This is a genomic window from Streptomyces kanamyceticus (assembly GCF_008704495.1).
GTDB classification, from domain to species: domain Bacteria; phylum Actinomycetota; class Actinomycetes; order Streptomycetales; family Streptomycetaceae; genus Streptomyces; species Streptomyces kanamyceticus.
This window is the reverse complement of sequence record NZ_CP023699.1, coordinates 8,156,861-8,180,673: the sequence shown is the minus strand read 5'-3', so window position 1 is coordinate 8,180,673 and position 23,813 is coordinate 8,156,861. Positions and strand designations below refer to the sequence as shown.

At 72.9% G+C, this 23,813-nt stretch carries 22 protein-coding genes; 7 read left to right on the top strand and 15 right to left on the bottom strand.

Annotation, left to right across the window (positions count from 1 at the left end):
* The first annotated feature begins 377 nt into the window (after nt 1–377).
* Complete coding sequence (locus tag CP970_RS35595) at nt 378–755, top strand: DUF1844 domain-containing protein (RefSeq protein WP_055546589.1); 378 nt, start codon at nt 378–380, stop codon at nt 753–755.
* A 16-nt stretch (nt 756–771) separates the two neighbouring features.
* Here the strand turns inward: CP970_RS35595 and CP970_RS35590 are convergent, their stop codons facing one another.
* From CP970_RS35590 to CP970_RS45205, 3 genes are read right to left on the bottom strand one after another with little or no spacing between them, the layout of a single operon-like run.
* Nucleotides 772–1,503: an SseB family protein gene (locus CP970_RS35590; RefSeq protein WP_055546587.1), complete on the bottom strand. Its 732-nt coding sequence runs from the start codon at nt 1,501–1,503 to the stop codon at nt 772–774.
* Nucleotides 1,504–1,512: 9 nt separating this feature from the next.
* A complete protein-coding gene (mycP, locus tag CP970_RS35585) occupies nt 1,513–2,697 on the bottom strand; it encodes a type VII secretion-associated serine protease mycosin (RefSeq protein ID WP_055546585.1) in 1,185 nt (394 codons plus the stop codon).
* The gene (locus CP970_RS45205) at nt 2,697–4,361 is read right to left on the bottom strand and encodes a hypothetical protein (protein ID WP_224058898.1); all 1,665 of its coding nucleotides are present in this window, start codon (nt 4,359–4,361) and stop codon (nt 2,697–2,699) included. The genes mycP and CP970_RS45205 overlap by 1 nt, the downstream gene beginning before the upstream one ends.
* 169 nt (nt 4,362–4,530) lie before the next feature.
* Here CP970_RS45205 and CP970_RS35575 point away from each other — a divergent pair, with 169 nt between their 5' ends.
* On the top strand, nt 4,531–5,733 hold the full coding sequence (locus CP970_RS35575; protein ID WP_150494404.1) for an amino acid deaminase/aldolase: 1,203 nt from the start codon (nt 4,531–4,533) through the stop codon (nt 5,731–5,733).
* A 37-nt stretch (nt 5,734–5,770) separates the two neighbouring features.
* On the opposite strand, the gene CP970_RS35570 is transcribed toward CP970_RS35575, so the two are convergent.
* From CP970_RS35570 to CP970_RS35545, 6 genes are all read right to left on the bottom strand, one after another.
* Entirely contained in the window at nt 5,771–6,721 is a 951-nt protein-coding gene (locus CP970_RS35570) for a DUF2510 domain-containing protein (RefSeq protein WP_055556231.1), read from the bottom strand.
* Nucleotides 6,722–6,762: 41 nt separating this feature from the next.
* The gene (locus CP970_RS35565) at nt 6,763–8,076 is read right to left on the bottom strand and encodes an HAD family hydrolase (RefSeq protein WP_055556233.1); all 1,314 of its coding nucleotides are present in this window, start codon (nt 8,074–8,076) and stop codon (nt 6,763–6,765) included.
* A gap of 22 nt (nt 8,077–8,098) precedes the next feature.
* Nucleotides 8,099–9,415 carry a haloacid dehalogenase-like hydrolase gene (locus CP970_RS35560; protein ID WP_055556255.1) on the bottom strand — a complete coding sequence of 439 codons (1,317 nt, stop codon included), beginning with the start codon at nt 9,413–9,415 and terminating at the stop codon, nt 8,099–8,101.
* Nucleotides 9,416–9,496: 81 nt separating this feature from the next.
* A complete protein-coding gene (locus tag CP970_RS35555; protein ID WP_055556235.1) occupies nt 9,497–10,276 on the bottom strand; it encodes a 3-oxoacyl-ACP reductase in 780 nt (259 codons plus the stop codon).
* 4 nt (nt 10,277–10,280) lie between these two features.
* Nucleotides 10,281–11,648, bottom strand: a complete 1,368-nt coding sequence (locus tag CP970_RS35550; RefSeq protein WP_055556237.1) for an aldehyde dehydrogenase family protein — start codon at nt 11,646–11,648, stop codon at nt 10,281–10,283.
* Nucleotides 11,649–11,655: 7 nt separating this feature from the next.
* Entirely contained in the window at nt 11,656–13,026 is a 1,371-nt protein-coding gene (locus CP970_RS35545; protein ID WP_055556240.1) for a glutamine synthetase family protein, read from the bottom strand.
* Nucleotides 13,027–13,101: 75 nt separating this feature from the next.
* Here CP970_RS35545 and CP970_RS35540 point away from each other — a divergent pair, with 75 nt between their 5' ends.
* The 3 genes from CP970_RS35540 to CP970_RS35530 all read left to right on the top strand — a co-directional run bounded on the left by CP970_RS35540 (nt 13,102) and on the right by CP970_RS35530 (nt 16,180).
* Nucleotides 13,102–13,863 (top strand): FadR/GntR family transcriptional regulator, encoded by a 762-nt coding sequence (locus CP970_RS35540; protein WP_055556242.1) that lies wholly within the window; start codon nt 13,102–13,104, stop codon nt 13,861–13,863.
* Between the two features lie 134 nt (nt 13,864–13,997).
* Entirely contained in the window at nt 13,998–15,443 is a 1,446-nt protein-coding gene (gene eat, locus CP970_RS35535; RefSeq protein WP_055556245.1) for an ethanolamine permease, read from the top strand.
* 53 nt (nt 15,444–15,496) lie between these two features.
* Nucleotides 15,497–16,180, top strand: coding sequence for a gamma-glutamyl-gamma-aminobutyrate hydrolase family protein (locus CP970_RS35530; RefSeq protein ID WP_055556247.1), 684 nt, complete (start codon nt 15,497–15,499; stop codon nt 16,178–16,180).
* On the opposite strand, the gene CP970_RS35525 is transcribed toward CP970_RS35530, so the two are convergent.
* Nucleotides 16,149–17,114 (bottom strand): aminoglycoside phosphotransferase family protein, encoded by a 966-nt coding sequence (locus tag CP970_RS35525; RefSeq protein ID WP_055556249.1) that lies wholly within the window; start codon nt 17,112–17,114, stop codon nt 16,149–16,151. The two genes, CP970_RS35530 and CP970_RS35525, sit on opposite strands and share 32 nt — an antisense overlap.
* Entirely contained in the window at nt 17,111–17,566 is a 456-nt protein-coding gene (locus CP970_RS35520) for a hypothetical protein (RefSeq protein ID WP_055556251.1), read from the bottom strand. The genes CP970_RS35525 and CP970_RS35520 overlap by 4 nt, the downstream gene beginning before the upstream one ends.
* Before the next feature lie 318 nt (nt 17,567–17,884).
* Here CP970_RS35520 and CP970_RS35515 point away from each other — a divergent pair, with 318 nt between their 5' ends.
* Nucleotides 17,885–19,051: an alanine--tRNA ligase-related protein gene (locus tag CP970_RS35515; RefSeq protein ID WP_055556253.1), complete on the top strand. Its 1,167-nt coding sequence runs from the start codon at nt 17,885–17,887 to the stop codon at nt 19,049–19,051.
* A 57-nt stretch (nt 19,052–19,108) separates the two neighbouring features.
* On the opposite strand, the gene CP970_RS35510 is transcribed toward CP970_RS35515, so the two are convergent.
* A complete protein-coding gene (locus CP970_RS35510; protein WP_150494402.1) occupies nt 19,109–20,089 on the bottom strand; it encodes a LysR family transcriptional regulator in 981 nt (326 codons plus the stop codon).
* 70 nt (nt 20,090–20,159) lie between these two features.
* On the opposite strand from CP970_RS35510, the gene CP970_RS35505 reads away from it, so the two are divergent.
* A complete protein-coding gene (locus CP970_RS35505) occupies nt 20,160–21,287 on the top strand; it encodes a TDT family transporter (RefSeq protein WP_055554721.1) in 1,128 nt (375 codons plus the stop codon).
* Here CP970_RS35505 and CP970_RS35500 read toward each other — a convergent pair whose 3' ends face one another.
* From CP970_RS35500 to CP970_RS35490, 3 genes are all read right to left on the bottom strand, one after another.
* Nucleotides 21,288–22,070 (bottom strand): helical backbone metal receptor, encoded by a 783-nt coding sequence (locus CP970_RS35500; protein ID WP_055554719.1) that lies wholly within the window; start codon nt 22,068–22,070, stop codon nt 21,288–21,290.
* A complete protein-coding gene (locus CP970_RS35495) occupies nt 22,070–22,645 on the bottom strand; it encodes a helix-turn-helix domain-containing protein (RefSeq protein WP_055554717.1) in 576 nt (191 codons plus the stop codon). The genes CP970_RS35500 and CP970_RS35495 overlap by 1 nt, the downstream gene beginning before the upstream one ends.
* Before the next feature lie 105 nt (nt 22,646–22,750).
* On the bottom strand, nt 22,751–23,740 hold the full coding sequence (locus CP970_RS35490) for a hypothetical protein (protein WP_055554715.1): 990 nt from the start codon (nt 23,738–23,740) through the stop codon (nt 22,751–22,753).
* Nucleotides 23,741–23,813 lie beyond the last annotated feature (73 nt).

Genomic DNA, 23,813 nt, shown 5'->3' with positions numbered 1-23,813 from the left:
TCCTCGGTAGCACCACGCGACCGTCTGGCGGACAGCCGCGTTACGTCTGTTATCTCGACCAACCGAGCGAGGCCATAAAAAATTGCCCCGACCGATCACTGAAGGGGCTCCACGTACTACCGGAGCACCTCCGCGGTGATCGCGGGGCGCACATCGGGCGGCCCGAAGCCTCGAAGACTTCGACCGCCTGACCGGTGACCCGCCGCTCCAGGGAGCAGCCAGGTGGGAGATCGGAGCCTCCACTTGTGGGCCGGATCCTTGCGTTGGCACGCGGGTCTCCGGCCGGTCGTTACACAAGGTTAGCAGTACCCGGGCCGTGCCGCTAACCAGTGGCCCGTCGGCCAGGGTCGACGGGCGCTCGGCTTATCGTGTGGGACATGAGCGACGCGACCCCCTCCCCCGAGTCCCCGAACAGCGACTCCCCCGATTTCGACACCCTGACCCGTGACATCGCGGACGTCCCCGCGGTCGAGGTGATCACCACGGTCGCGGTCCACCTGATGAGCGCCGCCGCCGTGAACCTGGGCCTCGCCGAGGGCGGCGAGGGCCACAAGGACCTGGACGAGGCCCGCAAGCTGATCCACTCCCTGGCCGGGCTGCTCGACGCGTCCGCCACGGAGATCAGCTCCTTCCACGCGGCCCCGCTGCGGGACGGCCTGAAGTCGCTGCAGCTGGCGTTCCGCGAGGCGTCGCTGGTGGCGGACGAGCCGGGTCAGGGTCCCGGCGAGAAGTACACGGGCCCGGTCTTCGGCTGAGGCTCCGGCGCCGTTCCTACGGCGTACGCACGTAGAAGGGCTCGCCCGGTGGCGTCGCCTCGGCAGGCAGCAGTGCCAGGTCGAGGCCGCGCACCAGGCGGGCCCTCAGTGTTTCGTCGGCGGCGATGTGCCGGGCCACGCGCTGGGCGGCCGCCGCCGGGTCCCCGGCGTCGAGGACCAGGGCGAGGATGCCGTCGGAGCTGCCGGGGCCCAGATGGGCGCGGAGCACGGCGGGCTCGGCGGCCACCGCGGCGCGCACCGCGTCGACGACGGCCGGGTCGGCGAGCGGGTCGGCGCTCGCGCGGCCCTCGGCGAGCGCGAGCAGCGCCGACCTGCCGAGCTCGTAGGGGACGGGTCCCGCGAGGTCGAGGACGATGGTGTCGGCCTTCTCGTGGGCGGCGGCCTGGAGCGCCTGGTGCAGGGGGACGGCGACGGGGCGCGCCGCGGGGTCCCACAGGGCGAGCGCCTCGGTCGAGGTGAAGGCGGGCAGCGCCTTGCGGTCACCGGCCTTCAGCGTCGGGACCGCCATGTCGCTGGTCTTCTCGCGACGGAGCCCGTTCTCGTCCTCCTCGACCTCGCCGAGTACGGCGACGACGGGGACCAGGAGCCGGGCCCCGGCCAGCGCTTCGAGGACCGGGCCGTGCGCCGTGCGCTCCTGCGACCAGGCGGCGAGTGCCGCGGCAAGCCGGGGGTCGGCCGTCCCGTCGTCGTCGGAGAAACCGGGGTCGGGAATGTTCTTGTTCGCCACGCCACGACCCTACAGAGGCAGGCCGGGGCGCCTTCTCGCCGGGCCGCGCCTGCCCCGCCACAGATAGACGGCGGCGGCGAGCAGGGCCACGCCGGTGCCGCCCGCGACCGGGCCCACCCAGCCCGCGGGTCCTTCGTCGAGTTCCGCGGGGTCGGGTCCCCCGCCGAAGTACTCCGGTGCGTACGCCGACGCGCGCAGCCCCTCCGGCTTGAGCTTGCCCGCCCGGGTGAGGGCGGCCGCCGGGTCGACGAGGCCGTAGCCGCGGGAGTCGTCGCGGCCGCCCGCCGGGGCGTCGCGCGCGGTGTCCTCCAGGAGCTGCTTGAGCTGCGCGGGGGTCAGATCGGGGTGCGCGGCGCGGAGCAGGGCGACGGCGCCCGAGACGAAGGCGGAGGCCGCGCTGGTGCCCCAGCCCTCGTAGTACTCGCCGTCCGGGTCGGCGATGACGATGTCGTCGCCGGGCGCGGCGACGGTGGCGTACCAGCGGCGGGTGGAGAAGGCGGCGCGCTCGCCGTTCTCGTCGACGGCGGTGGCGGCGATCACGCCGGGGTAGGCCGCCGGGTAGGAGACGTGGTCGCCCAGCTTGCCGCCGTTGCCCGCGGAGGCGACGACGGCGACGCCCTTCTTCAGGGCGTACTGCACGGCGGCGTCCTCGGCCGGTTCGGGGTGGGCGGACTTGGAGTCGTCGCCGAGCGAGAGGTTGATGACGTCGGCGCCGTGGTCGGCGGCCCAGCGGATGCCTTCGGCCAGTGCGTTGCCCCGGGTGCTGCGGGCCTTCTTGCGGGCCGGGTCGCCGTCTTCGAGGATCACGCGGACCGGCAGGATCTTGGCCTGGGGGGCGATGCCGAGCACGCCGTCACCGCGGCCGGGGCCGTGTCCGTGGCCCGCGATGATCCCGGCCATCGCGGTGCCGTGCCTGGCCCAGGGGCGATCGCCGCGGCCCGCGCCGAAGCCGACCATGTCCTTGCCCTCGATGACGTTGCCCGCGAGGTCGGGGTGGCTGGAGTCGACGCCGGTGTCCAGGACCGCGACGGTGACGCCCTTGCCCTTGGTGGTCTCCCACGCCTGCGACGTGTGCATGGCCGCAAGGCCCCACTGCTGGACGCGGATGCCGTCGTCGGCGTACGCGGTGGCGGCCGGTGCCACGGTCAGGGCGGCGGCGACCGCCGCGACGAGGAACGGCCGAGGGGTCCTCATCAGCTCTTCCCCTCCGCCTCGATGGTCTTGCGCAGGCCCCGCTCGACGCGGTCGGCGATGCCCTTGGCCTCGTAGCCGAGTCCGGACTGGGCGGGCGCCGATGTGGTGTCCGCGCCCATCGCCTCGGTGGCGGACTCCGGTTCGGTGACGGCGCGCCCGTCGGCGAAACCGGAGACGGCGTACGCCACGACAGGTGCGTCCGGGAGGACGGACACGATCCAGGAGGCGCGCTGCGCGTCGCCGAAGCCCGCGGCGGGGGTGCCCTTGGCGGCGTACGGACGGGGCATCAGATCGGGACGCCGGTCCAGGCCCTCCTCCGTGAAACGGTTCCGCAGGGACCGCATGCCCTCGGCGTTCGCCTTGGTGAACAGCAGCCCCACCGTGGTGACATGACTGCTGGTGGCGTCGGCGTAGGTGGCGCGCAGCAGCCGCAGACAGCCGACCGGGGCGAGTGCCTTCTTCAGGAGCGGGTCGAAGGCGGCCCGGCAGCCGCTGTCCGGGGCGATGGCGATCCGGGTCCAGGAGCGGTCGGCGCCGCCGGGGCCCGCGCCCTCGCCCTTGATGACGGGCGGGAAGAGCTTGTCGACCGGAACGCTGTGCCACAGCTCCCCGGTGACCGCGTACGAGCTGCGGGTGCCGCCCGCGGCGCCGGACTCGCCGGTCAGCCAACTCCCGGTCACCGCGCCGCCGATGAGGCCGAGCCCGATGACGAAACAGGCCGCCGCGGCGGCCGCGCGGGGGCGCAGGCCCACGGGTCGCAGCCGCGTGGTGCTGTCGTCGTACATCGCGGGCCGCGCGAACGACACGAAGGGCCGTCCCGTGCCGGGCCCCGGCGTCAGGTCGACGGCTCCGACGGCTCGGCGGGCAGCCGCCGCGCGGGGCCGGTTCTCGCCGGTACGAGGGGCGGGCAGGGCATCGGCGGCCGTACGGGGAGCGGCCGCGGGCGGCGCCAACTCCTCGGTGACGGGGCGCAGTCGGGCCGTGATCTCCTCGGGCGGCACACCGCGCGCGGGCGGCAGCCCGCTGCCGGTGCGGGTCGGCGCGGCGGGCAGCACGGGCGGGACCGGCGGCTCGGAGGGGTGCGGAGGGGCGGACGGCTGCGGGGGTGCGGACGGCTGTGGGGGCAGGGAGGGAGGTGTCACCCGCGCGGCCGCTTCGTCGACCGGGGTTTCGGGCGGAGTGCCGCCGTCGTCGTCGGCTTGGACTTCGCCGTCGCCGGACTCGCCCTCGTCGTCGCCCTCGTCCTTCGCGGGTGCGTCGGGGGGCAGCGTCGTGACCGTCGGCGGGGCGTCGGGCAGGCGGGCCGATGCCGGGGGCGGCGGCGGGGTTTCGGGGAGGGCGCCCGCGGCCTCGCGTTCCGCGCGGGCCTGTTCGAAGGGGGCCAGCAGGTCCTCTATGCGGGCCGCCTTGGCGGGCTCGTCGTCGGCCGTCGCCGATGCCTCGGCCGCCGCGCGCGGGCGCGGGCTGCCGAGGACCCAGTCGCGGTCGACCGGGGGCGGGACGTCGGGGAAGCGGGCCGAAGGGGCGGGCGGCGGTTCCGGATCGCGGTCCCGGTCGGCGGCGTCCGGCGGGGTGCCTGGACGGGGCGGCGGCGTGCTGCCGGGGCGGGGCGGCGGCGTGGTGGGGCGCGGGGGAATGGGGCTGCGAGGCGCCTCCGTGCTCATGCTCCCCCGTCTCCTCGCGCTCGGCCGCCGGAACGCTCGGCCCGGCGAGGCTCCGTGCGCGTCACTCTACGGGCAGACGCAGGTCGCGAGGGAACCCCGTCCGCGCCCCGGGCGATCTGCCCGGATCATCCCCCTACCCTCGGGTAATCGTGTCTGGCAAGCTTCGGCCATGACTGCCCGTGCCGCAGACCGGGCCCGCTACGACCGGGCCACCGCACATCTCGACGCCCCCGTCGCCATCGTCGACCTGGACGCCTTCGACGCCAACGCGGACGACCTGGTGCGCCGAGCCGGGGGGAAGCCGATCCGGGTCGCGAGCAAGTCCGTGCGCTGCCGGGCCCTGCTCGAACGGGTCCTCGCCCGCGAGGGCTTCGCCGGGATCATGTCGTTCACGCTCGCCGAGTCGCTGTGGCTGGCCCGCTCCGGCTTCGACGACGTGCTGCTCGCCTATCCGTCGGCCGACCGGTCCGGCTTCGCCGAGCTGGCCGCCGACCCGAAGCTCGCGGCCGCCGTGACCGTGATGGTCGACGACCCGGCCCAGCTGCGCCTCATCGACGAGGCGAGGAACGGCGGCACCGAAGAGGTGCGGGTCTGCCTGGAGTTGGACACCTCCTTCAAGGCCCTCGGCGGCAAGGTGCGGATCGGCGCGCTGCGCTCTCCGCTGCACTCGCCCGTCCAGGTCGCCGCGCTGGCCCGCGCCATCGCGCGTCGGCCGGGGTTCAAGCTGGTGGGCGTCATGGCGTACGAGGGCCATGTGGCCGGGGTCGGCGACGCGGTCGAGGGGCATCCCGCGCGCTCGCGGGCGATCCGGATGATGCAGGCCGCGGCCCGCAAGGAGCTCGCCGAGCGCCGGGCCGAGACCATCGCGGCGGTGCGCGGGGTCGCGCCAGAGCTGGAGTTCGTGAACGGCGGCGGGACCGGCAGCGTGCAGCACACCGCGGCCGAGCGCGCGGTGACGGAGATCGCCGCGGGGTCCGGGCTCTTCGTACCGCGGCTCTTCGACAACTACACGTCGTTCAGCGGGCGTCCTGCCGCGCTCTTCGCGCAGCCGGTGGTGCGCAGGCCGGGTGTGGGGATCGTGACGGTGCTGGGCGGCGGCTATCCGGCGTCGGGGGTCGCGGGCGCCGACCGCTCGCCGGTGCCGTACCTCCCCGAAGGGCTGCGGTACGACCCGCAGGAGGGCGCGGGCGAGGTGCAGACACCGCTGCACGGCCCGCCCGCCGACGATCTGCTGATCGGCGACAAGGTGTGGTTCCGGCACGCGAAGGCCGGTGAGCTGTGCGAGCGGTTCGACACGCTGCGTCTGGTCGAGGGCGACGAGGTGACGGCGAGCGTGCCGACGTACCGGGGCGAGGGCCACACGTTCCTCTGACGCTCACGTCCCTTCCGTACGGCGGAACGTCACGGCGTCAGGGCGTCGGCCCCACGTCACTGCCCACGCCGCCGCCGGTCGCGCTGTCGTCGACCGACCTGATCCCCCGGGTGATCTCGTCCATGACGGAGACCGGTGGCGCCCCGTCCCCCGCGCCGACGGAGAAGCGGACGATGATCATCGACTCCGAGCCGACGCTCGACGCGAACGACAGCGACTGGACGTAGCCGCCGTCCCCCTTCGCGGTGTGGACGCGCCAGCGCACGTAGTAGCCGGAGCGGCCCGCGACCGCGATCTGGCCCTCCTTGAGCTTCTCGTGCCGCGTGATGCCGCCGTAGGGGTGCTTGTCCAGCTTGTCCGTGTCGTAGGCGGCGTCCGCGGCGTCCTTGATGTCGCCGCGGGCGATGGCCTTGGGGTCGGTCTCGTCCGAATCCGTCACGGTGTTCGACGTGACGATGCCCTCGCGGCAGAGGCCGGAGTCGCCCGGGCAGTCGACGATGTCCGGGGTCTGGATGCTGGCGCCGCCGCCGATGGTGTCGCCGTCCTTCTCCCAGCCCTTGGGGACGGGGAGCGTGATGCCGTTGAGGTCGTCGACGAGGGTGTCCGGGTCGGGGTCGGCCGTCGAGGTCGCCGACGACTTCGTCGCCGTCGGCTCGGTGCTGCCCGCCACGGGCTCGGTCGGCGCGGGGGTGCCGCCCTGCGGGTCCCCGTCGTCGGTGAGGAAGAAGGCGCCGGTGACGATCGCCCCGACGAGGACGACACCCGCGACGGTCAGCGCGACGACCTTGGCTCGGCCGCCACCGGCCCTGGCCGGGGCCATCACCGTGGTCACGGCCGGGTCGGCGGGTCCGAACCCCTGCTGCGCCCCGGGCTGTTGGGCGGCTTCGGGGGTCCGGCGGTGCTCGGTCCAGGCGGTCCCGTCCCACCAGCGCTCGACGGAGGGCTGGTGGGGGTCCGGGTACCAGCCGGGCGGCGGCGACATGCTCATCCCGGCACTCTAGGCGCTTCGCTGGAAGCGCAGAGAAACAATCAGTAGACGGAGTCCTGCTGGTCCGGCACCACCGAGCCGTTGTCGCGCAGGACCGGCCCCTTGCTCCCGTCGTGCTCGTTGTACGCGGCGGTCGAGCAGGGGTAGGTGCCGCTCTTCCGCGGCAGCGGCTCGATGAACATGGGGTTCACGACCCAGCGGCCGTCCGCGTTGTCGTAGGCCCGGCACATGAACTCGCTCTTGTTGCGGTTCAGCACGAGGTGGGCGCCGGTGGCGTCGGCGACGAACGTCACGTCCGTGTCGGCGTCGCCGCCGCCGAGCGCGATGCGGTGCCGGAAGTCCTGCTGGTCCCAGGCCGCCTTGCCCTTGATCCCGTAGATCTCCTGGTTGATCCAGCAGCGCTTGCCGTCGATGTACGGGATGGCCTCGCCCTTGTTGACGGGGACGCCGCCGCAGCCCTGGTTCCAGGTGGTGATGCGGCCCTTGCGGTCCAGGACCGAGCGGATCGCGACGGTGTGCTCGCGGTCGATGCCCACGCCCTTGGACCACACCTCGGTGACCGGCTCCGAGCCCGCCGAGACGATGTAGACGTCGAACCCGGCCTTCTTGAGCGTACGGATCAGGTCGCGCTGCTGGTCGTAGTAGCGGACGTAGCCGGGGATCTCGTGGGTGCCGACGGTCTGGGTTGCGCCGATGGGGGCGGCGAGCGCCTCCTTGCGGGCCTTGGCGGCGTACGACTCCAGCTCGGGGACGGTGTGCCCGGCGAAGAGCTGCGGCACCCAGGCGTACTGCGGGACGGTGTGCCGGTGGTCCCACTCCCCCGCGAAGGCGGCGGCGCCGCTCATCGTCTTGCCGTCCTCGCGCACCTCGAAGATCTCGTCGGCGCAGGCGGTGTTGGTGGAGGTGGGCAGCGGCTTGCCGACGGGCACCTTCGTGCCGCACGCCTTGGTGAGCGCGCGGTCGGCGTCGTCGGTCATCCACTTGCTGGTGGACTTCCAGCTCGCCGGGCGCAGGATCTTGTCGTGCCGCAGCGACCAGGCGATGGTCGCGTCGGTCACGTCGTTCTTGGTGATGGTGTTGTCCCAGTCGAACGCGGCGACGGGACGCTTGCTCTTGCCGTGCCCCAGGTCCGGGTTCGCGCAGGTGCCGCGCTCGTCGATGGTCCGCTGGAGCTTGGCGCGGTTCTCGCCGTACCAGCTCAGCTTCTTCGACAGCTGCGGGCAATGGCTCCCTGCGGTGCGGGAGTTCGCGGGGTGCGCGGCCGTGGCGGCGGCCGCGGGGAGAGCCGTGGACGCGGCCGCCGCGAGGGTGGCGGCCGTGGCCAGGGTCAGCGCCAAAATGTTTCTGTTACGCATGTGAGTGGACCGTACATCAGTCCTACCGCGCTGACGATGCCGTCGACGCCCCGTACACCGTGTCCCGCTGATCGGGGATCACCGAGCCGTCCGCGCGGCGCACCGGGCCCTCCCGTCCGTCCCGTTCGGTGTAGCCGGTGGTGGCGCAGGGGTAGGGGTCGGCCTTCTTGCCCTTGGGCTCGATGAACATGGGGTTGACCAGCCAGCGGCCGTCGCCGTTCTCGTAGGCGCGGCACATCAGCTCGTTCTTGTTGCGGTTCAGGACGAGCCGCAGGGCGGTGGCGTCGCGCAGGAAGGAGATGTCCGTGTCGGAGTCGCCCGCCGCGAACACCTGGCGCTTCGCGGCCGGTTGGACCTTCTCGGCGGCCGCGCCGCGCACGCCGAAGATCTCCTTGTTGATCCAGCAGCGCTTGCCGTCGATGTAGGTGATCATCGAGTCGTCGCCGTCCCGCACGGTGCCGCAGCCCTTGAGACGGGCCGTGTGCCTGCCGTGCTCGGTGACGTTGCGGATGCCGATGGTGTGCTGGGCGTCGACGCCCACGCCCTTGCCCCACACCTCGGCGATCGGCTCGGGCGACGCGGAGACCACGTAGACGTCGAAGCCCGCCTTCTTGAGCGTACGGATCAGGTCGCGCTGCTGGTCGTAGTAGCGGACCCAGCCGGTGACCTTCTTGGTGCCGACCCGCTGTTCCGTGCCGATGGGCGCGGCGAGGTTCTCCTTGCGGGCGGCGGCCGCGAAGTGCTTGACCTGGCGGGTGGACCAGCCGCGGGTGAGCTGGGCGAGCCAGGCGTACTGCGGCTCCATGCGGCGGTGGTCGAAGCCGTCGAAGGCCGCCTTGCCCGCGGTGGTGGCGCCCTCGCTGTAGACGGAGAGGATCTCGTCGGCGCAGGCGGTGTCGTGGCGCGTGGGCAGGGTGGTGCCGGGGCCCGGGCAGGCCCTCGCCAGGGCCTTGGCCGCGGGGGCGGTCAGATAGCGGCTCGTGGTGCGCCAGTCGCCGCGCTCGGGCGTGCGGATCTTGCCGTTGCGCAGCAGCCAGAACATGGTGGCGTCGCCGATGTCGTTCTTGATGACGGTGTTGTCCCAGTCGAAGGTGGCGACCGGCTTGGCGCCGCCCTTGTGGCGCTGGGGGCCGCAGTGGCCGTACGCGTCGATCATCCGCTGGAGCCGCGCCTTGTTCGCGCCGTACCAGCCCTTCGAGACAGTGAGGTCGGGGCAGGACTCCGGCCGCGCGTGGGATGCGGGCTGAGTGGCTTCCGCGGTGGCCTGGACGGTGACGAGACCGGCTCCGGCGACGGCGAGGACTGCGGTGGCCGCGGCGGCGCGGCGCTTGAAGTTCACGAACACGCTCCAGTGTTTACGCAGGTCAGCCGGGCGTCGTGCGACGCCCGGCTGACGGGTGGATGACGGTGGGGTGAACTGCTAGAGCGGGGTGACGTACGCCCCGGTGAGGCCGCCGTCGACGAGGAAGTCCGTGGCGTTCACGAACGAGGAGTCGTCGCTGGCGAGGAACGCCACCGCGGACGCCATCTCCTCGGCCTCCGCGAAGCGGCCCACGGGGATGTGCACGAGGCGGCGCGCGGCCCGCTCGGGGTCCTTGGCGAACAGCTCCTGGAGGAGCGGGGTGTTGACCGGGCCCGGGCAGAGCGCGTTGACGCGGATGCCCTCGCGGGCGAACTGCACGCCCAGCTCGCGGGACATGGCGAGGACGCCGCCCTTGGAGGCCGTGTACGAGATCTGGGAGGTCGCCGCGCCCATCCTCGCCACGAACGACGCGGTGTTGATGATCGAGCCCTTGCCCTGGCGCCGCATGTAGGGGATGGCGGCCTTGCAGCACAGGTACACGGAGGTGAGGTTGACGTCCTGGACGCGCTTCCAGGCCTCAAGGCCCGTGTCCAGGATGGAGTCGTCATCGGGCGGCGAGATGCCCGCGTTGTTGAAGGCGATGTCGACGGAGCCGTAGGTGTCGAACGCCGTCTTGAAGAGCGCCTCGACCTGCTCGGCGTCGGTCACGTCGACCTTCACGAAGGTCCCGCCGACCTCCTCGGCGGCGGCCTTGCCCGCGCTCTCGTCGATGTCGCCGCAGACGACGTTGGCGCCCTCGGAGGCGAGGCGGCGCGCGGTGGCGAGGCCGATGCCGCTGCCCGCGCCGGTGATGACGGCGGTACGGCCGACCAGGCGGCGGCAGATGTTCTCTGACATGGGTTCAGGCCTCCGTGCTGATGAAGACGTTCTTGGTTTCCGTGAATGCGGCGAGCGCGTCCGGGCCGAGTTCACGGCCGAGTCCGGACTGCTTGTAACCCCCGAACGGGGTCCAATAGCGCACGCTGGAGTGCGAGTTGACGGACAGGTTGCCTGCCCTGACTCCCCCGGACACCCGCAGGGCCCGGCCGACGTCACGGGTCCAGATGGAGCCGGAGAGGCCGTAGTCGGTGGCGTTGGCGAGCCGGATCGCGTCGGCCTCGTCATCGAAGGGGATGACGACGGCGACGGGTCCGAAGACCTCCTCCGTGGCGACCGGGGCGGCCGGGTCCACGTCGGTGAGCAGCGTCGGCGGGAACCAGAACCCGGGTCCTTCGGGCGCCGTCCCGTGGATGCCGTCGCCGGGGGTGACGTGGGCGCGGACGCGGTCCAGCTGGGTCCTGGAGATCAGCGGGCCCATCTGGGTCTTCTCGTCGGCCGGGTCGCCCACCACGACGGACTCGATCGCGGGCGTCACGACCTCCAGGAAGCGGTCGTACACCGAGCGCTGGACCAGGACGCGGGTGCGGGCGCAGCAGTCCTGTCCCGAGTTGTCGAGGTACGACATGGGGGTGGCAAGGGCGGCGGCCTCCACGTCGGCGTCGGCGAAGACGATGTTCGGGCTCTTGCCGCCGAGTTCGAGGGTCAGGCGCTTCACGCGGTCGGCGCACCTGGCCATGATCTGCTTGCCGACGCGGGTGGATCCGGTGAACACGATCTTGGCGACGCCGGGGTGCTCCACCAGCGCGTTGCCCGCGACGCCGCCCTCGCCGGGCAGGACCTGGAAGAGGCCTTCGGGCAGGCCTGCCGCCAGGGCGAGTTCGGCTAGGCGGAGCGCGGTGAGCGGGGTCGTCTCGGCGGGCTTGAGGATCACCGCGTTGCCCGCCGCGAGAGCGGGGGCGGTGCCCCACGCGGCGATCGGCATCGGGAAGTTCCAGGGGGCGATGACGCCCACGACCCCGAGGGGTTCGAGGACGGTGACGTTCAGGCCGCCGGGCACGGGGATCTGCCGCCCGTTGAGGCGCTCCACGCCGCCGGCCGAGAAGTCGAGGAGGTCGCGGACGTTGCCCGCCTCCCAGCGGGCGTTGCCGATGACGTGACCGGCCTCCCGCACCTCCAACTGGGCGAGTTCTTCCAGGTGTTCGTCCACCTGGGCGGCGAAGCGGCGCAGCAGCCTCGCCCGGTCGGCGGGGGCGGCCGCGGCCCACTGTTCCTGGGCGCGCGCGGCACGGGCGACGGCGGCGTCGACGTCCTGCGGGGTGGCGGCGGGGACGGTCGCGACGACCTCTTCCGTCGCCGGGTTCAGTACTTCGAGGTTACGTACGTCGAGCAAGGGTGCCTCACATGCGTTCGAAGGAGCGGCGGAGCTCCCAGTCGGTCACCGCGGAGTCGAAGGCGTCCAGTTCGACCCGCGCCATGTTGCGGTAGTGCGCGACCACTTCGTCGCCGAAGGCGGCCTTGGCGATGGGGCTGTTCTCCCAGAGCTCGGCGGCCTCGCGCAGGGTGGTGGGCACGTGCTCGTAGTCGCCGGTGTAGGCGTTGCCCGTGCACTCGTCGGGCAGTTCGAGCTTCTGCTCTATGCCGTACAGGCCCGCGGCGACCAGACCCGCGACCGCGAGGTGCGGGTTGACGTCGCCGCCGGGAAGGCGGTTCTCGAAGCGCAGCGAGCGGCCGTGGCCGACGACGCGGAGCGCGCAGGTGCGGTTGTCGTAGCCCCAGGCGGCGGCGGTCGGCGCGAAGGAGCCCTGCTGGAACCGCTTGTAGGAGTTGATGTTGGGCGCGTAGAGGAGGGAGAAGTCGCGCAGCGCGGCGAGCTGGCCCGCGAGGAAGTGCCGCATGACGGGCGACATGCCGCCGGGGTCGTCCGCGGATCCCGCCATGACGTTGGTGCCGTCGGCGTCCTGGAGCGAGAGGTGGATGTGACAGGAGTTGCCCTCGCGCTCGTTGAACTTCGCCATGAAGGTGAGCGAGACGCCTTCCTGGGACGCGATCTCCTTGGCGCCGGTCTTGTAGATGGCGTGCTGGTCGCAGGTGACCAGGGCCTCGTCGTACTTGAACACGATCTCGTGCTGGCCCGGGTTGCACTCGCCCTTGGCCGACTCGACGATCAGTCCGGCGGCCGACATGTCGTTGCGGATGCGGCGGAGCAGTGGCTCGATCCGCCCTGTGCCGAGCACCGAGTAGTCGATGTTGTACTGGTTGGCCGGGGTGAGGTCCTTGTATCCGGCGTCCCAGGCCTGCTCGTAGGTGTCCTTGAAGACGATGAATTCGAGCTCCGTGCCGACGTGCGCGGTGAAGCCGAGTTCGGCCAGGCGCTCCAGCTGGCGGCGGAGGATCTGCCGGGGCGCGGCGACCACGGGCGAGGCGTCGTTCCAGGCGAGGTCCGCGATCAGCATCGCGGTGCCCTCGTTCCAGGGGACGCGGCGCAGGGTGGCGAGGTCGGCGTGCATGGCGAAGTCGCCGTAGCCGCGGTCCCAGGAGGACATCGCGTATCCGTCGACGGTGTTCATCTCGGTGTCGACGGCGAGGAGGTAGTTGCAGCCCTCCGTGCCGTGTTCGAGGACCTCGTCGAGGAAGAAGCGGGCGGCGAACCGCTTGCCCTGGAGCCGCCCTTGCATATCGGGGAAGGCCAGGACGACAGTGTCGATCTCGCCGCTCGCGACGAGGGCCTTCAGCTCCTCGACGGCGAGCGGGGGTGTGCGGTCTGCCACGGGAAAAGCCTCCTTGGGTCAGCCGGGAGCCATAAGGTATTGCGGAGAACCATTGCTTGGGAAGGGGGTACGGGCATGTCGCACACGGAAGAGGGCACGGAAGAAGGCGCGGCGGCGGCCGCGCCGGACGACGACCGGCTGGCACCGGTGCTTCGCCCGGTGCGGGCGGGCAACGGCTTCGAGGAGGCCCTGGAGCAGATCCTCCAGGTGGTCCGGCTCGGCCTGGTGCCTGGCGGCGAACGCCTGCCGTCGGAGCGGGAGTTGGCGGACCGGCTCGGCATCAGCCGGGTCACGCTGCGCGAGGTCCTGAAAGTGCTCCAGGACCAGGGCCTGGTGGAATCGCGGCGCGGCCGCTACGGCGGCACGTTCGTGCGGCAGCGCCCCGAGGCGCCCGGCGAGGACGAGCTGCGCCGCCGCATCAAGGACGTCGACGTGGAGGACGCGCTGCGCTTCCGCGAGGTGCTCGAAGTGGGCGCGGCCGGACTCTGCGCCGCGCACGGACTCACCGGCGAGCAGGCGGACCGGCTGCGCACGGCGCTCGCCCAGACGCATGACGCGCCCCTGTCGGAGTACCGCCGCCTGGACACCCTCCTGCACCTCACGCTCGCCGAGCTGTGCGGGTCGCCGACGCTCACCGCGCAGTACGCGGCGGTCCGCGCCACGGTCAACGACCTGCTTGACTGCATCCCGCTGCTGGTACGGAACTTGGAGCACTCGCAGCGTCAGCACACCGCACTCGTCGACGCGGTGCTCGACGGGGACGCGGACGGGGCGCGGGAGATGATGCGGGAGCACTGCGCGGGGACGGCGGCGCTGCTGCGGGGGTTCCTCACGTGAGGAGTGGTTAACCAACAGGTAACGCAGGGGGCTTGATTTCTCGCCCGCCGCACGGCAAAGGTATGGATCCGTTCCATTGAGTGCCCTGAGCTGATCCATATGCCTGCCGCCTGCCGCCGCATAGGAGCCGTGCCATGACCGTGGAGTCCACCAAGCCGAGTGCCGCCGAACCGGCGGACGACTATCTGGAACGCAGGACGCTCCGCAGGGGCAGCGCGGGCTGGCTGCTCCTCACCGGACTCGGCGTCGCCTATGTCGTCTCCGGTGACTACTCCGGCTGGAACTTCGGCCTCGCGGAGGGCGGCTTCGGCGGTCTCGCCATCGCGATGGGCCTCATGGGCGTGATGTACGCGTGCATGGTCTTCTCGCTCGCCGAGCTGTCGTCCGTGCTGCCCACCGCGGGCGGCGGCTACGGCTTCGCGCGCCGGGCGCTCGGCCCCTGGGGCGGCTTCCTGACCGGCACGGCGATCCTCATCGAGTACGTCCTGGCGCCCGCGGCCATCTCCATCTTCATCGGCGACTACGTCGAGTCGCTCGGCCTGTTCGGCCTGACCTCGGGCTGGCCGGTCTACCTCGCCTGCTTCGTCGTGTTCATCGGCATCCACCTGTGGGGCGTCGGCGAGGCGCTGCGCTTCAGCTTCGTCGTCACCGGCATCGCGGTGGCCGCGCTGCTCGTCTTCGCGGTCGGCGCCTTCATGGACTTCGACGCCTCCAAGCTCAACGACATCCCGGTGGACTCGTCCGCCTTCGGCGCCAACTCCTGGCTGCCGATGGGCCTGTTGGGCATCTGGGCGGCGTTCCCGTTCGGCATGTGGTTCTTCCTCGGCGTCGAGGGCGTGCCGCTGGCGGCCGAGGAGACCAAGGACCCCGCACGCACGCTGCCGCGCGCGATCCGCTGGTCGATGGCCATCCTCGTCGTGCTCGCGCTCCTCACCTTCTTCGCGTCCGCCGGGGCGCGCGGCGCGAACGCCCTCCAGGGCGCGGGCAATCCGCTGGTGGAGGCGCTGCAGCCGGGCGGCAAGGCGACCACGCTCAGCCGCATCGTCAACTACGCGGGTCTCGCGGGCCTGGTGGCGTCCTTCTTCTCCCTCATCTACGCGGGCTCGCGCCAGCTCTTCGCGCTCTCCCGCGCGGGCTACCTGCCCCGCTTCCTCTCCCTCACCAGCAGCCGCAAGGCGCCCTACCTGGGCCTGCTGGTCCCCGGCGCGATCGGCTTCGGGCTCGCGGCGGCGACCGGGGACGGCGCCCGCATGCTGAACGTCGCGGTGTTCGGCGCCACCATCTCGTACGCCCTGATGTCCCTCTCGCACATCGTCCTGCGCCGCCGCGAGCCGGACCTGGAGCGCCCCTACCGCACGCCCGGCGGCATCCTGACGTCGTCGGTGGCCCTGGTCCTCGCCTGTGCCGCGCTGGTCGCGACGTTCCTGGTGGACGTGACGGCGGCGCTCATCGCGCTCGGGGTGTACGTGGTCGCGATCGGCTACTTCGGGATGTACAGCCGCAAGCACCTGGTGGCGCGCGCACCGGAGGAGGAGTTCGCGGCGCTCGCGGCGGCGGAGGCAGAGTTGGCACGCGACTGATCACGACGCAACTGATCACCACGCAACTGATCACCTGGGTGAAGGAGAACGCAGTGAGCGGCAGGCCGCTGATCGGAGTCAGCACCTATCTGGAGTCCAAGGTGGGCTGGGGCGTGTGGGAGCTGCCCGCGGCCCTGCTGCCCGCCGGGTATCCCCGCCTGGTGCAGGCGGCGGGCGGCCTCGCCTCGATGGTGCCCCCGGACGATCCCTCGTACGCCGCCGATGTCGTCGCCCGCCTCGACGGCGTGGTCGTCGCGGGCGGGCCCGACGTCGAACCCGTGCGGTACGGCGCCGAGCGCGAGGAGCGCACCGGGCCGCCCGCGCGGGAACGGGACGCCTGGGAACTGGCCCTCATCGAGGCCGCGTTGGCGTCGGGGACGCCGCTGCTCGGCATCTGCCGCGGCATGCAGCTCCTGAACGTGGCGCTCGGCGGCACGCTGGTGCAGCACATGGACGGGCATACGGCGGGGACCGGCGTCTTCGGCACGCACGCGGTCACTCCGGTGCCCGGCACGCGGTACGCGAGCGTGGCCCCGGAGGAGACGGCCGTGCCGACCTACCACCACCAGGCGGTGGACCGGCTCGGCAAGGACCTCGTGGTGTCCGCGCACGCGGCGGACGGCACCGTCGAGGCCGTCGAACTCCCGGGCCCTTCCTGGGTGTTGGGCGTGCAGTGGCATCCGGAGATGGGCGAGGACACGCGCGTCATGGCAGCGCTGGTCCGAGCCGCTTCCTGAGCCAGTCGAGGGCGGCCGCGCCCTGGGCGGCCTGGAAGGCGCGCAGGGTCGGCAGCCCCGGCGGTTCGGGCTTCAGGGATCCCCGTACGAAGTAGCTCGCGAGGGCGGCGAGCGTGGCGCTCACGCCCGCCGGGTCCGCGTCCCTGCCCACGGGGTGGGCGGTGAACACGTCCTCCGGGTCGGGTCCGCCCTGGGCGCGCACGCACGGCAGCATGACGAGCAGGTCGAACCAGGGCGCGGCGCGCACGACGTGCGGCCAGTCGACGAAGACGACCCGCCCCTCGGGGGTGATCAGCATGTTGTCGGCGCGCAGGTCGGCGTGGGCGAGGGTGTCGCCCGACGCGAACTCGGGCCAGGGGGAGGCGAGTTCGGCGAGGCCGTGCAGGTTGCGGCGCGTCCACGGGTCGAGCCGTTCGAGCACTGCCCCGTCGGCCTCGATCAGCTGCTGCCAGCCCCGGAAGCTCTCCCCCTCCGTGTCCACGACGGACCGCGCCTCGATGGGCGCGGGCGTCAGCGCGGCCGAGAGCTCAGCCACCGCGTCGAGTACGAGGGCGAACTCGTCGGCGCGCCACGGCACGTGCGGCTGACGCCCTTCGACGTCCTCGAAGGCGAGGGCGACCCAGAGCCCGTCGTCGTAGGACGCGAGGAGCCGGGGCGCGGGCACGGAGTCCGGCAGGGCGGCGGAGTGCCGGGCCTCGGCGCGGTGCAGACGGGGACTGCCGGGGTTGGCATCGGCGCTGACGGCCTTGACGAAGGCGCGCCGCCCGTCGCCGAGCCGCACCCGCGCCGCGACGCCGGGCGAGAAGCCGCCGCGCTGCGTCGTCGCGGCCACCACGGTCCCGCCGAGCTCGGCCTCCAGCGCGCCCTTCACGTGCGCGGGGAGCTGCTCCCAGGGGGTACGGACGCCGGTGGCCGGGGGCGCGGTGGGAATCATGCCCCCTCCTCACCCTCGCCCGCCGTGCGCGAGGCCAGCCGTTCGTACCGCTGCCGCGCGGCCTGCGGGGTGCCGAGCCCGAGGCCGAAAGCGATCTCCGGCCAGGTCATGCCGCGCCCCCGCGCCATCTGGAGCAGCCCGGTCTCCAGCTCGTCCAGCTCGCCGCGGACCATCGGCAGCAGGGTGAGCGCCGCGGTGATGTCCGCGTGGTCCACCTCCGGCTCCCCTTCGACGGGCTTCGCCGCGCCGCTGAGCAGGAACGCCACCAGCCTGACCGCCTCGTGCGGACCGAGCACGGCGGGGTGGACCTGCCGCTTGCGCTGGTCCTCGTCGGCCGCGTGCCGCTCGGCGACGCGCATCAGCGAGGCGTAGACCCGGTGGGTGCGGGCCTGTTCGGGGTGCGGGGGCGTGAAGGGGTCGGCGGCCTGGGGCTGCTCGGGAGTCGGTGACATGGGTCCAGCATCGGGCGGGACACGACAAGAAGTCAACAGTTCGTTGTGAACATTTCGTTTGCACCGGGAAGGCGGAAGAGTAAATCGCATGCCCGACCCGCGACGGGCGCGTTACCCTCGGCCCCATGAACGTCACCGGCCCACGCACCACCGCGACCGCGCGAGCGACCAGCTCGCCGGTTGCCGCCGCCTGACCTTCCCCTTCCCCTCGGCGACCGGAAACGGCCCGCCGACGGTGCATGGCTCCCGCCCTGACTCCGGTGATCGTGCGGATCCGTTGTCCGGCGCCTCCCGCATTCACGCGAAGGAGCCCCCACCATGAACACCGAAGACGTCATCCGTACCTTCGTCGAGTACTTCGAGGAGCGCGGACACCGCCGTACGACCGGTTCGACGCTGCTGCCGCCGCCCGGTGACCCCGTCCTGTTCACCACCTCGGGCATGCATCCCCTCACGCCCTACCTGGAGGGGCGCCCACATCCGCTCGGCAACCGCCTGGTCAACGTGCAGCGCTGTCTGCGCACCACGGACCTGGAGGAGGTCGGCGACCTCACGCACCTGACGGTCTTCGAGATGCTCGGCACCTGGTCCCTCGGCGACTACGAGGGCCCGCGGAGCCTCAGTTGGGGATACGAACTCCTCACCGAGGGCTTCGGCATCGATCCGGGCCTGCTGCACGCCACGGTCTTCGGCGGCGACGACCAGGTCGGCCTCGACACCGCCTCCCTCGAGGTGTGGCAGGAGCGTGGCGTTCCGGTCGAACTCACCGTCGAGGACAACTGGTGGGACAACGGGCCGACCGGACCCTGCGGCCCCGACTCGGAGTTCTTCCTGTGGACCGGCGAAGGACCCCCTCGGTCGACGCCCACCCGCGACGACCGCTGGGTGGAGGTGTGGAACCACGTGATGATGCGTCACCGCAAGCTCCCCGACGGCTCCCTCGTGCCGCTCCCCCAGCGCAACGTCGACACCGGCCTCGGCCTGGAACGCCTCGCCTCGCTGCTGCAGGGCAGGACATCGGTGTTCGAGTGCGACGTCTTCACGCCCTGGCGCCGTCTCGTACCGCCCCTGTGGCCGCTGGACGAGGCCACGCTGCGGCTGGTCTGCGACCATCTGCGCTCGGCCATGGTCGTGATCGGCGACGGGGTGCGTCCCGCCAACACCGGCCGCGGCTACGTCCTGCGCCGACTGGTGCGGCGCCTGCTCACCGCCCTGTGGCGCGACGACCCCTCACGTACCGTCGGGGACCTGCCGGACGAACTGTTCCTGCACACCCGGGACCATTTCCGGCAGGAAACCGGCCTCGACGAGGTGCGCCGGGTGCTGTGCGAGGAGGAGCGCAGGTTCCTCGGACTCCTGGAACGCGGCAGGCAGGTACTCGCCAGGCCCCGCTTCCGCGGCCCGCTGGACGAGGAGGACTTCCACTACCTCCACGACACCCACGGGCTGCCGCGAGAGCTCGTCGTGAACTTGCGGCAGCAGTGAGACACGGGACGGGGCAGGGGGCTTGCTCGTCCTGTTCGGGTCATACCGTTCGGGGACTCACTCGTCCCGCGCCCCCGCCCCGCCCCGCGTCAGCGCCAGCAGATCCCTCCCCGGTCCCGCGGGGCGATGCCCCGTCGGCCAGACGGCGCGCAGCTCCCTGCCCAGGCGTACGTCCGCCAAGGGGATCTCGACCAGGCGCCTGGCCGCGAGTTCCTCGCCCACCGCGAGCTCGCTGAGGACCGAGGGGCCCGCGCCGCTGACCGCCGCGGCCTTCACCGCCGTCGTGGAGGAGAGCTCGATCAGCGGGCGGGCCAGGCCGCCGAGCGCCGCGTCGAGCACCTGGCGGGTGCCCGAGCCCTCCTCGCGCAGGATCAGCGGTGTCGCCGCCAACTCCGCGGCGGCCAGCGGCTTGCGCCGCCGCGCCCAGGGGTGCGTCGGCGCCGTCACCACCACGAGCCTGTCGTGCGCGATGACCACGCCGTCCAGCGCGTCCGGCACGGTGAGCCCCTCGACGAAACCGAGGTCCGCCTCGCCCGCGAGGAGGCGCTCGGCGACCGCCGCCGAGTTGCCCGCGAGCAGGGACACGGCCGTGTCGGGCCGCTGGGTGCGCAGCGCGATCAGCCAGCCGGGCAGCAGGTACTCGGCGATCGTCATGCTGGCCGCGACCCGCAGCCGCGAGTCCCGCCGGTCGCGCAGCGCCTGCGCCCCCGCGTCGAAGGCCTCCGCCGCCTCCACGATCCGCCCCGCCCAGTCGGTGACCAGCGCGCCCGCGTCGGTGAGCCGCGAACCGCGCGGTGAGCGGTCCACCAGCGCGACGCCCAGCTGCCGCTCCATGGCACGGACCCGGCTGCTCGCGGCGGGCTGGGTGATGCCCAGCTCCCGCGCGGCCCGCCCCAGGCTGCCGAGCCTGGCCACGGCGAGCAGGAGCTGCAGTGCCCCGAGGTCCGGCACCCGGTGTGCGAGCAGGGCCTCCGGGGGCCTGGCGCGGTCGGTCCCGGTGGGAGCTGCGGAGGCGGCGGGCCGCGGAGAAGTGCTCATAAAGACAGCTTATGACCCCATAGGGGAATGGTCCCTGGCGACCGGTGACCGGGCGCGGGACCGTGGACACATGGTCACCACCGCCCACCCCGCGCCCACCGCGCCCGCGGCCCCCGCGAGCCGCGCCGCCGCCGTCCGACACCTCGGACCGAACTGGTACGCCTCCGTCATGGGCACCGCCATCGTCGCCAACGCCGGTGCCACGCTGCCCTACCAGTTCACCGGGCTGCGCACGGCCTGCACCGTCGTCTGGGCGCTGTCCCTGGTGATGCTCGCCGTGCTGCTCACCGCCCGCGCCGCGCACTGGATCCACCACCGCGACCAGGCCCGCGCCCACCTGCTCGACCCGGCCGTGGCGCCGTTCTACGGCTGCCTCTCGATGGCGCTGCTCGCGGTCGGCGGCGGCACCCTGATCGTGGGCGTGGACTGGCTCGGCGCGGGCGCGGCCGTCCCGCTGGCCACCGTGCTGTTCGCCGCCGGTACGGCCATCGGGCTCGCCGCGGCCGTCGCCATCCCCTATCTGATGGTGGTCCGCCACAAGATCTCCGCCGACCAGGCCACTCCCGTGTGGCTGCTGCCCGTGGTGGCCCCGATGGTGTCGGCCGCCGTCGGCCCGCTGTTCATCCCCCACCTGCCGGCCGGACAGGCCCAGGAGACCCTGCTGTACGCCTGTTTCGCCATGTTCGGCCTGAGCCTGCTCGCCACCCTGGTGATGCTGCCGGTGATCTTCGCCCGCCTGGTGACCGCGGGACCCCTGCCGCTGGCCCTGACCCCCACCCTCTTCCTGGTGCTCGGTCCGCTCGGCCAGTCGGCCACCGCCGCCAACAAGTTCGCCGACTTCGCGCCCGGCGTCGTCCCCGCCCCGCTCGACCGCGGCTTCCTCGCCTTCGCCGTGCTCTACGGAGTCCCGGTGATCGGCTTCGCCCTGATGTGGCTGGCGCTCGCGGTCGCGATGGTGGCCCGCGCCCGGCGCCGCGGCATGGGCTTCGCGATGACCTGGTGGGCCTTCACCTTCCCCGTCGGCACCTGCGTGACCGGCGCCGAGGGCCTCGCCAAGCACACCGGCCTCGTCGCCTTCGAGTGGCTCGCCACCGGCCTGTACGCCCTGCTCCTTACCGCCTGGGCGATCGCCCTCGCACACACCCTGCGCGGCCTGGTCAGCGGCAGGCTGCTCGCGGCGCCCCGACCGGCGAAGTAGTCACAGGACCGGCGGATACGCCGCCCGCAGCGCCGCCCCGAGCACGGCGGGCGCCTCCGCGAGCGAGGGCCCGTACCAGGTGAGGTGGCGGCCGCTGACCAGCGCGACCGGCGTGCGCGTCGAGAACGCCTCGGGGCCGTCGTCGCGGGTGAAGCGGTACGGCTCGTCGGGCAGCACCACCAGGTCGAGGTCCGCGGCCCGCAGCTCCTCCAGCGGGATCCGCGGATAGCGCTCGGCATGACCGGCGTACGCGTTGTCGACGCCCATGCGTGCCAGGAGGTCCCCCGCGAAGGTGTCGCGCCCGAGGACCATCCACGGCCGCCGCCAGATCGGGATCGCGGCGCGCTGCCGGATGTCCGGGCGCGGGGGTCCGCCCGCGCCCGTCAGGTGCGGGGGCGGCTCCCACCACGCGGCCTCGGCCTCCTCCAGCCACCGGGGCCGGTCCGCGCCGCATGCCGCGAGGACCCGGGCCAGCTCACGGAAGGCCTGGTCCAGGTCGCGCACCTCCGTGACGAGCACCTGGAGGCCCGCCGTGCGCAGGGCCGCCAGGTCGGGTGCGCGGTTCTCCTCCTCGTTGGCGATCACCAGATCGGGCGCGAGCGCGAGGATCCGGGGCACGTCGGGGTTCTTGGTGCCGCCCACCCGGGTGACGTCGAGATCGGCCGGATGGCTGCACCAGTCGGTCGCCCCGACAAGGGCGCCCGGCACGGTCACGGCGACGGCCTCGGTCAGCGAGGGCACGAGCGAGACGACCCGCGGCGGGGTCCCGGAGACGGGCGCCATCAGCGCCCCCCGTCGTCCACCGCCTCGATGTGGTCGCCCACGGCGACCACCAGGACCCGGGTGTCCGGCACGGTGGCCCGCCACCGGTGCCGCACCCCGCCGGTCAGGAACAGGCTGTCGCCGCGCCCCAGGCGGTAGGCGCGGCCCTCCGCCTCCATCTCCACGCCGCCCTCGACGACGTACATCAACTCGTCGTTGCGGTGCTGGAATTCGCGGCCCTCGTCATGGTCCCCGATGAATTCCAGGGCGTGCAGCTGATGGTGACCGCGTGCGAGCTCGCGCACCCGGGCGGCCGGTTTCGAGGTGTCCAGATCCGTGTCGTCGTCGGCGCGCACCACCTCGACCGTGCGGGCCGGGTCGGCCGCGGCGAGCAGCTCCACGTCGGTCGTGCACAGCGCGTCGGCGACGCGCTGCAGGGACCGGCTGCTGGGGCGGGCGCGCTCGTTCTCGATCTGGCTGAGGAAGGGCACCGAGAGGCCGCTGCGCTCGGCGACGACGGCGAGGGTGAGCTCCAGCTGCCGGCGGCGGCGCCGCACGGCCGAGCCCACCCGGAGGGTCTCCTTGTGCTCGTCCATCGCCTCGGCTCCCTTCAGCGCATCGGTCCACTCTCAACCCTGAGGGGTTCTCTGCACCCTACGCATGTTCGCCAAACGGTTTTGCCCCGTTGACCCGACCGGGGGTCACAGCTTGTGCCAGTAGAGCAGTTGCCCGGACTCCCCGGGCGCGGAACCCTCGTCCGGCACGAACAGGCTGACGAGCAGGGCGGGTTGCCCCCGCGGATCGGTGAGCAGGGTCGCCGAGGGGTTGGCGAAGGCGCGGCTGCCGCCGTGCGTGCGGATGTCCAGCCGGTCCGCACGCCCGCTGGAGGGGTCGTACGCGTAGGTGCTCCAGCTGCCGAAGTCGCCGCGCCTGCGCTGGCCCTCGATGAGCAGCACGCGCTGCCCGCCGAGTTCGAGGGGCGCGCGGTCGCCGATGTTGCCGCCGTTGCCCCAGCGGCGCAGCGCGCGGTCGAGCCGCCGGTCCGGCTCGGCGTGCCAGTGCCGGAAGCCGGTGAGCGTGGCGCGCAGCTGGCGGTCGGTGTCGCAGCCCGCGCGGTAGTGCCCGGTGAGCTGGATGGTCTCGCCGCGTACGGCGGTGATGGCGGGCGTGCCCTCGGCGCAGCGCGAGAGGGTGAGCGGCGCGTCGAACGCCCGCGCCGCGCGCCCGGCGAGGAGCGCCGCCCCGTCGTCGTACGCCCGCACCGCGATGTGGTTGCGCGGGTCCTTCTCGTACGCGAGGACGTAGCCGCCGCGTCCGTCGTGCGCGAGCGAGGCCTGGTGGGTGCCGGGCCCGAAGTCGTGGCGGCGCTGCCAGTGGCGCAGGTCCGTGGAGGTGGCGACGGCGGCGTGGAAGCGTCCATCGGCCAGGAGCGAGTGGTAGACGGCGAGGTAGCTGCCGTCCTGGGCCTGCTGGATCTGGGCCGCGTCCATGGTGCGCCCGGTGTGGTCCCGCGCGTCGTAGCGGTGCCCTTCGGAGGAGGGCACGTCGTCGGCGAGCGCGGCGAGGCGTGCGGTGGCGGGGGATGCGGGGGTGGCGTCCGCCCGCGCCAGCTCCGCGACGAACAGGGCCGCGGCGAGGGCGAGCACGGCGGCGACGGTGAACAGCGCCGTCCTGGGGGGCCTCGCGGTCACGGGCGGGATCTCCCGTTCGCATGGTCGGGGTTCGGGCGGGGGCCCAGTCGAGGTTAGGGACCGGGCGGCCCCG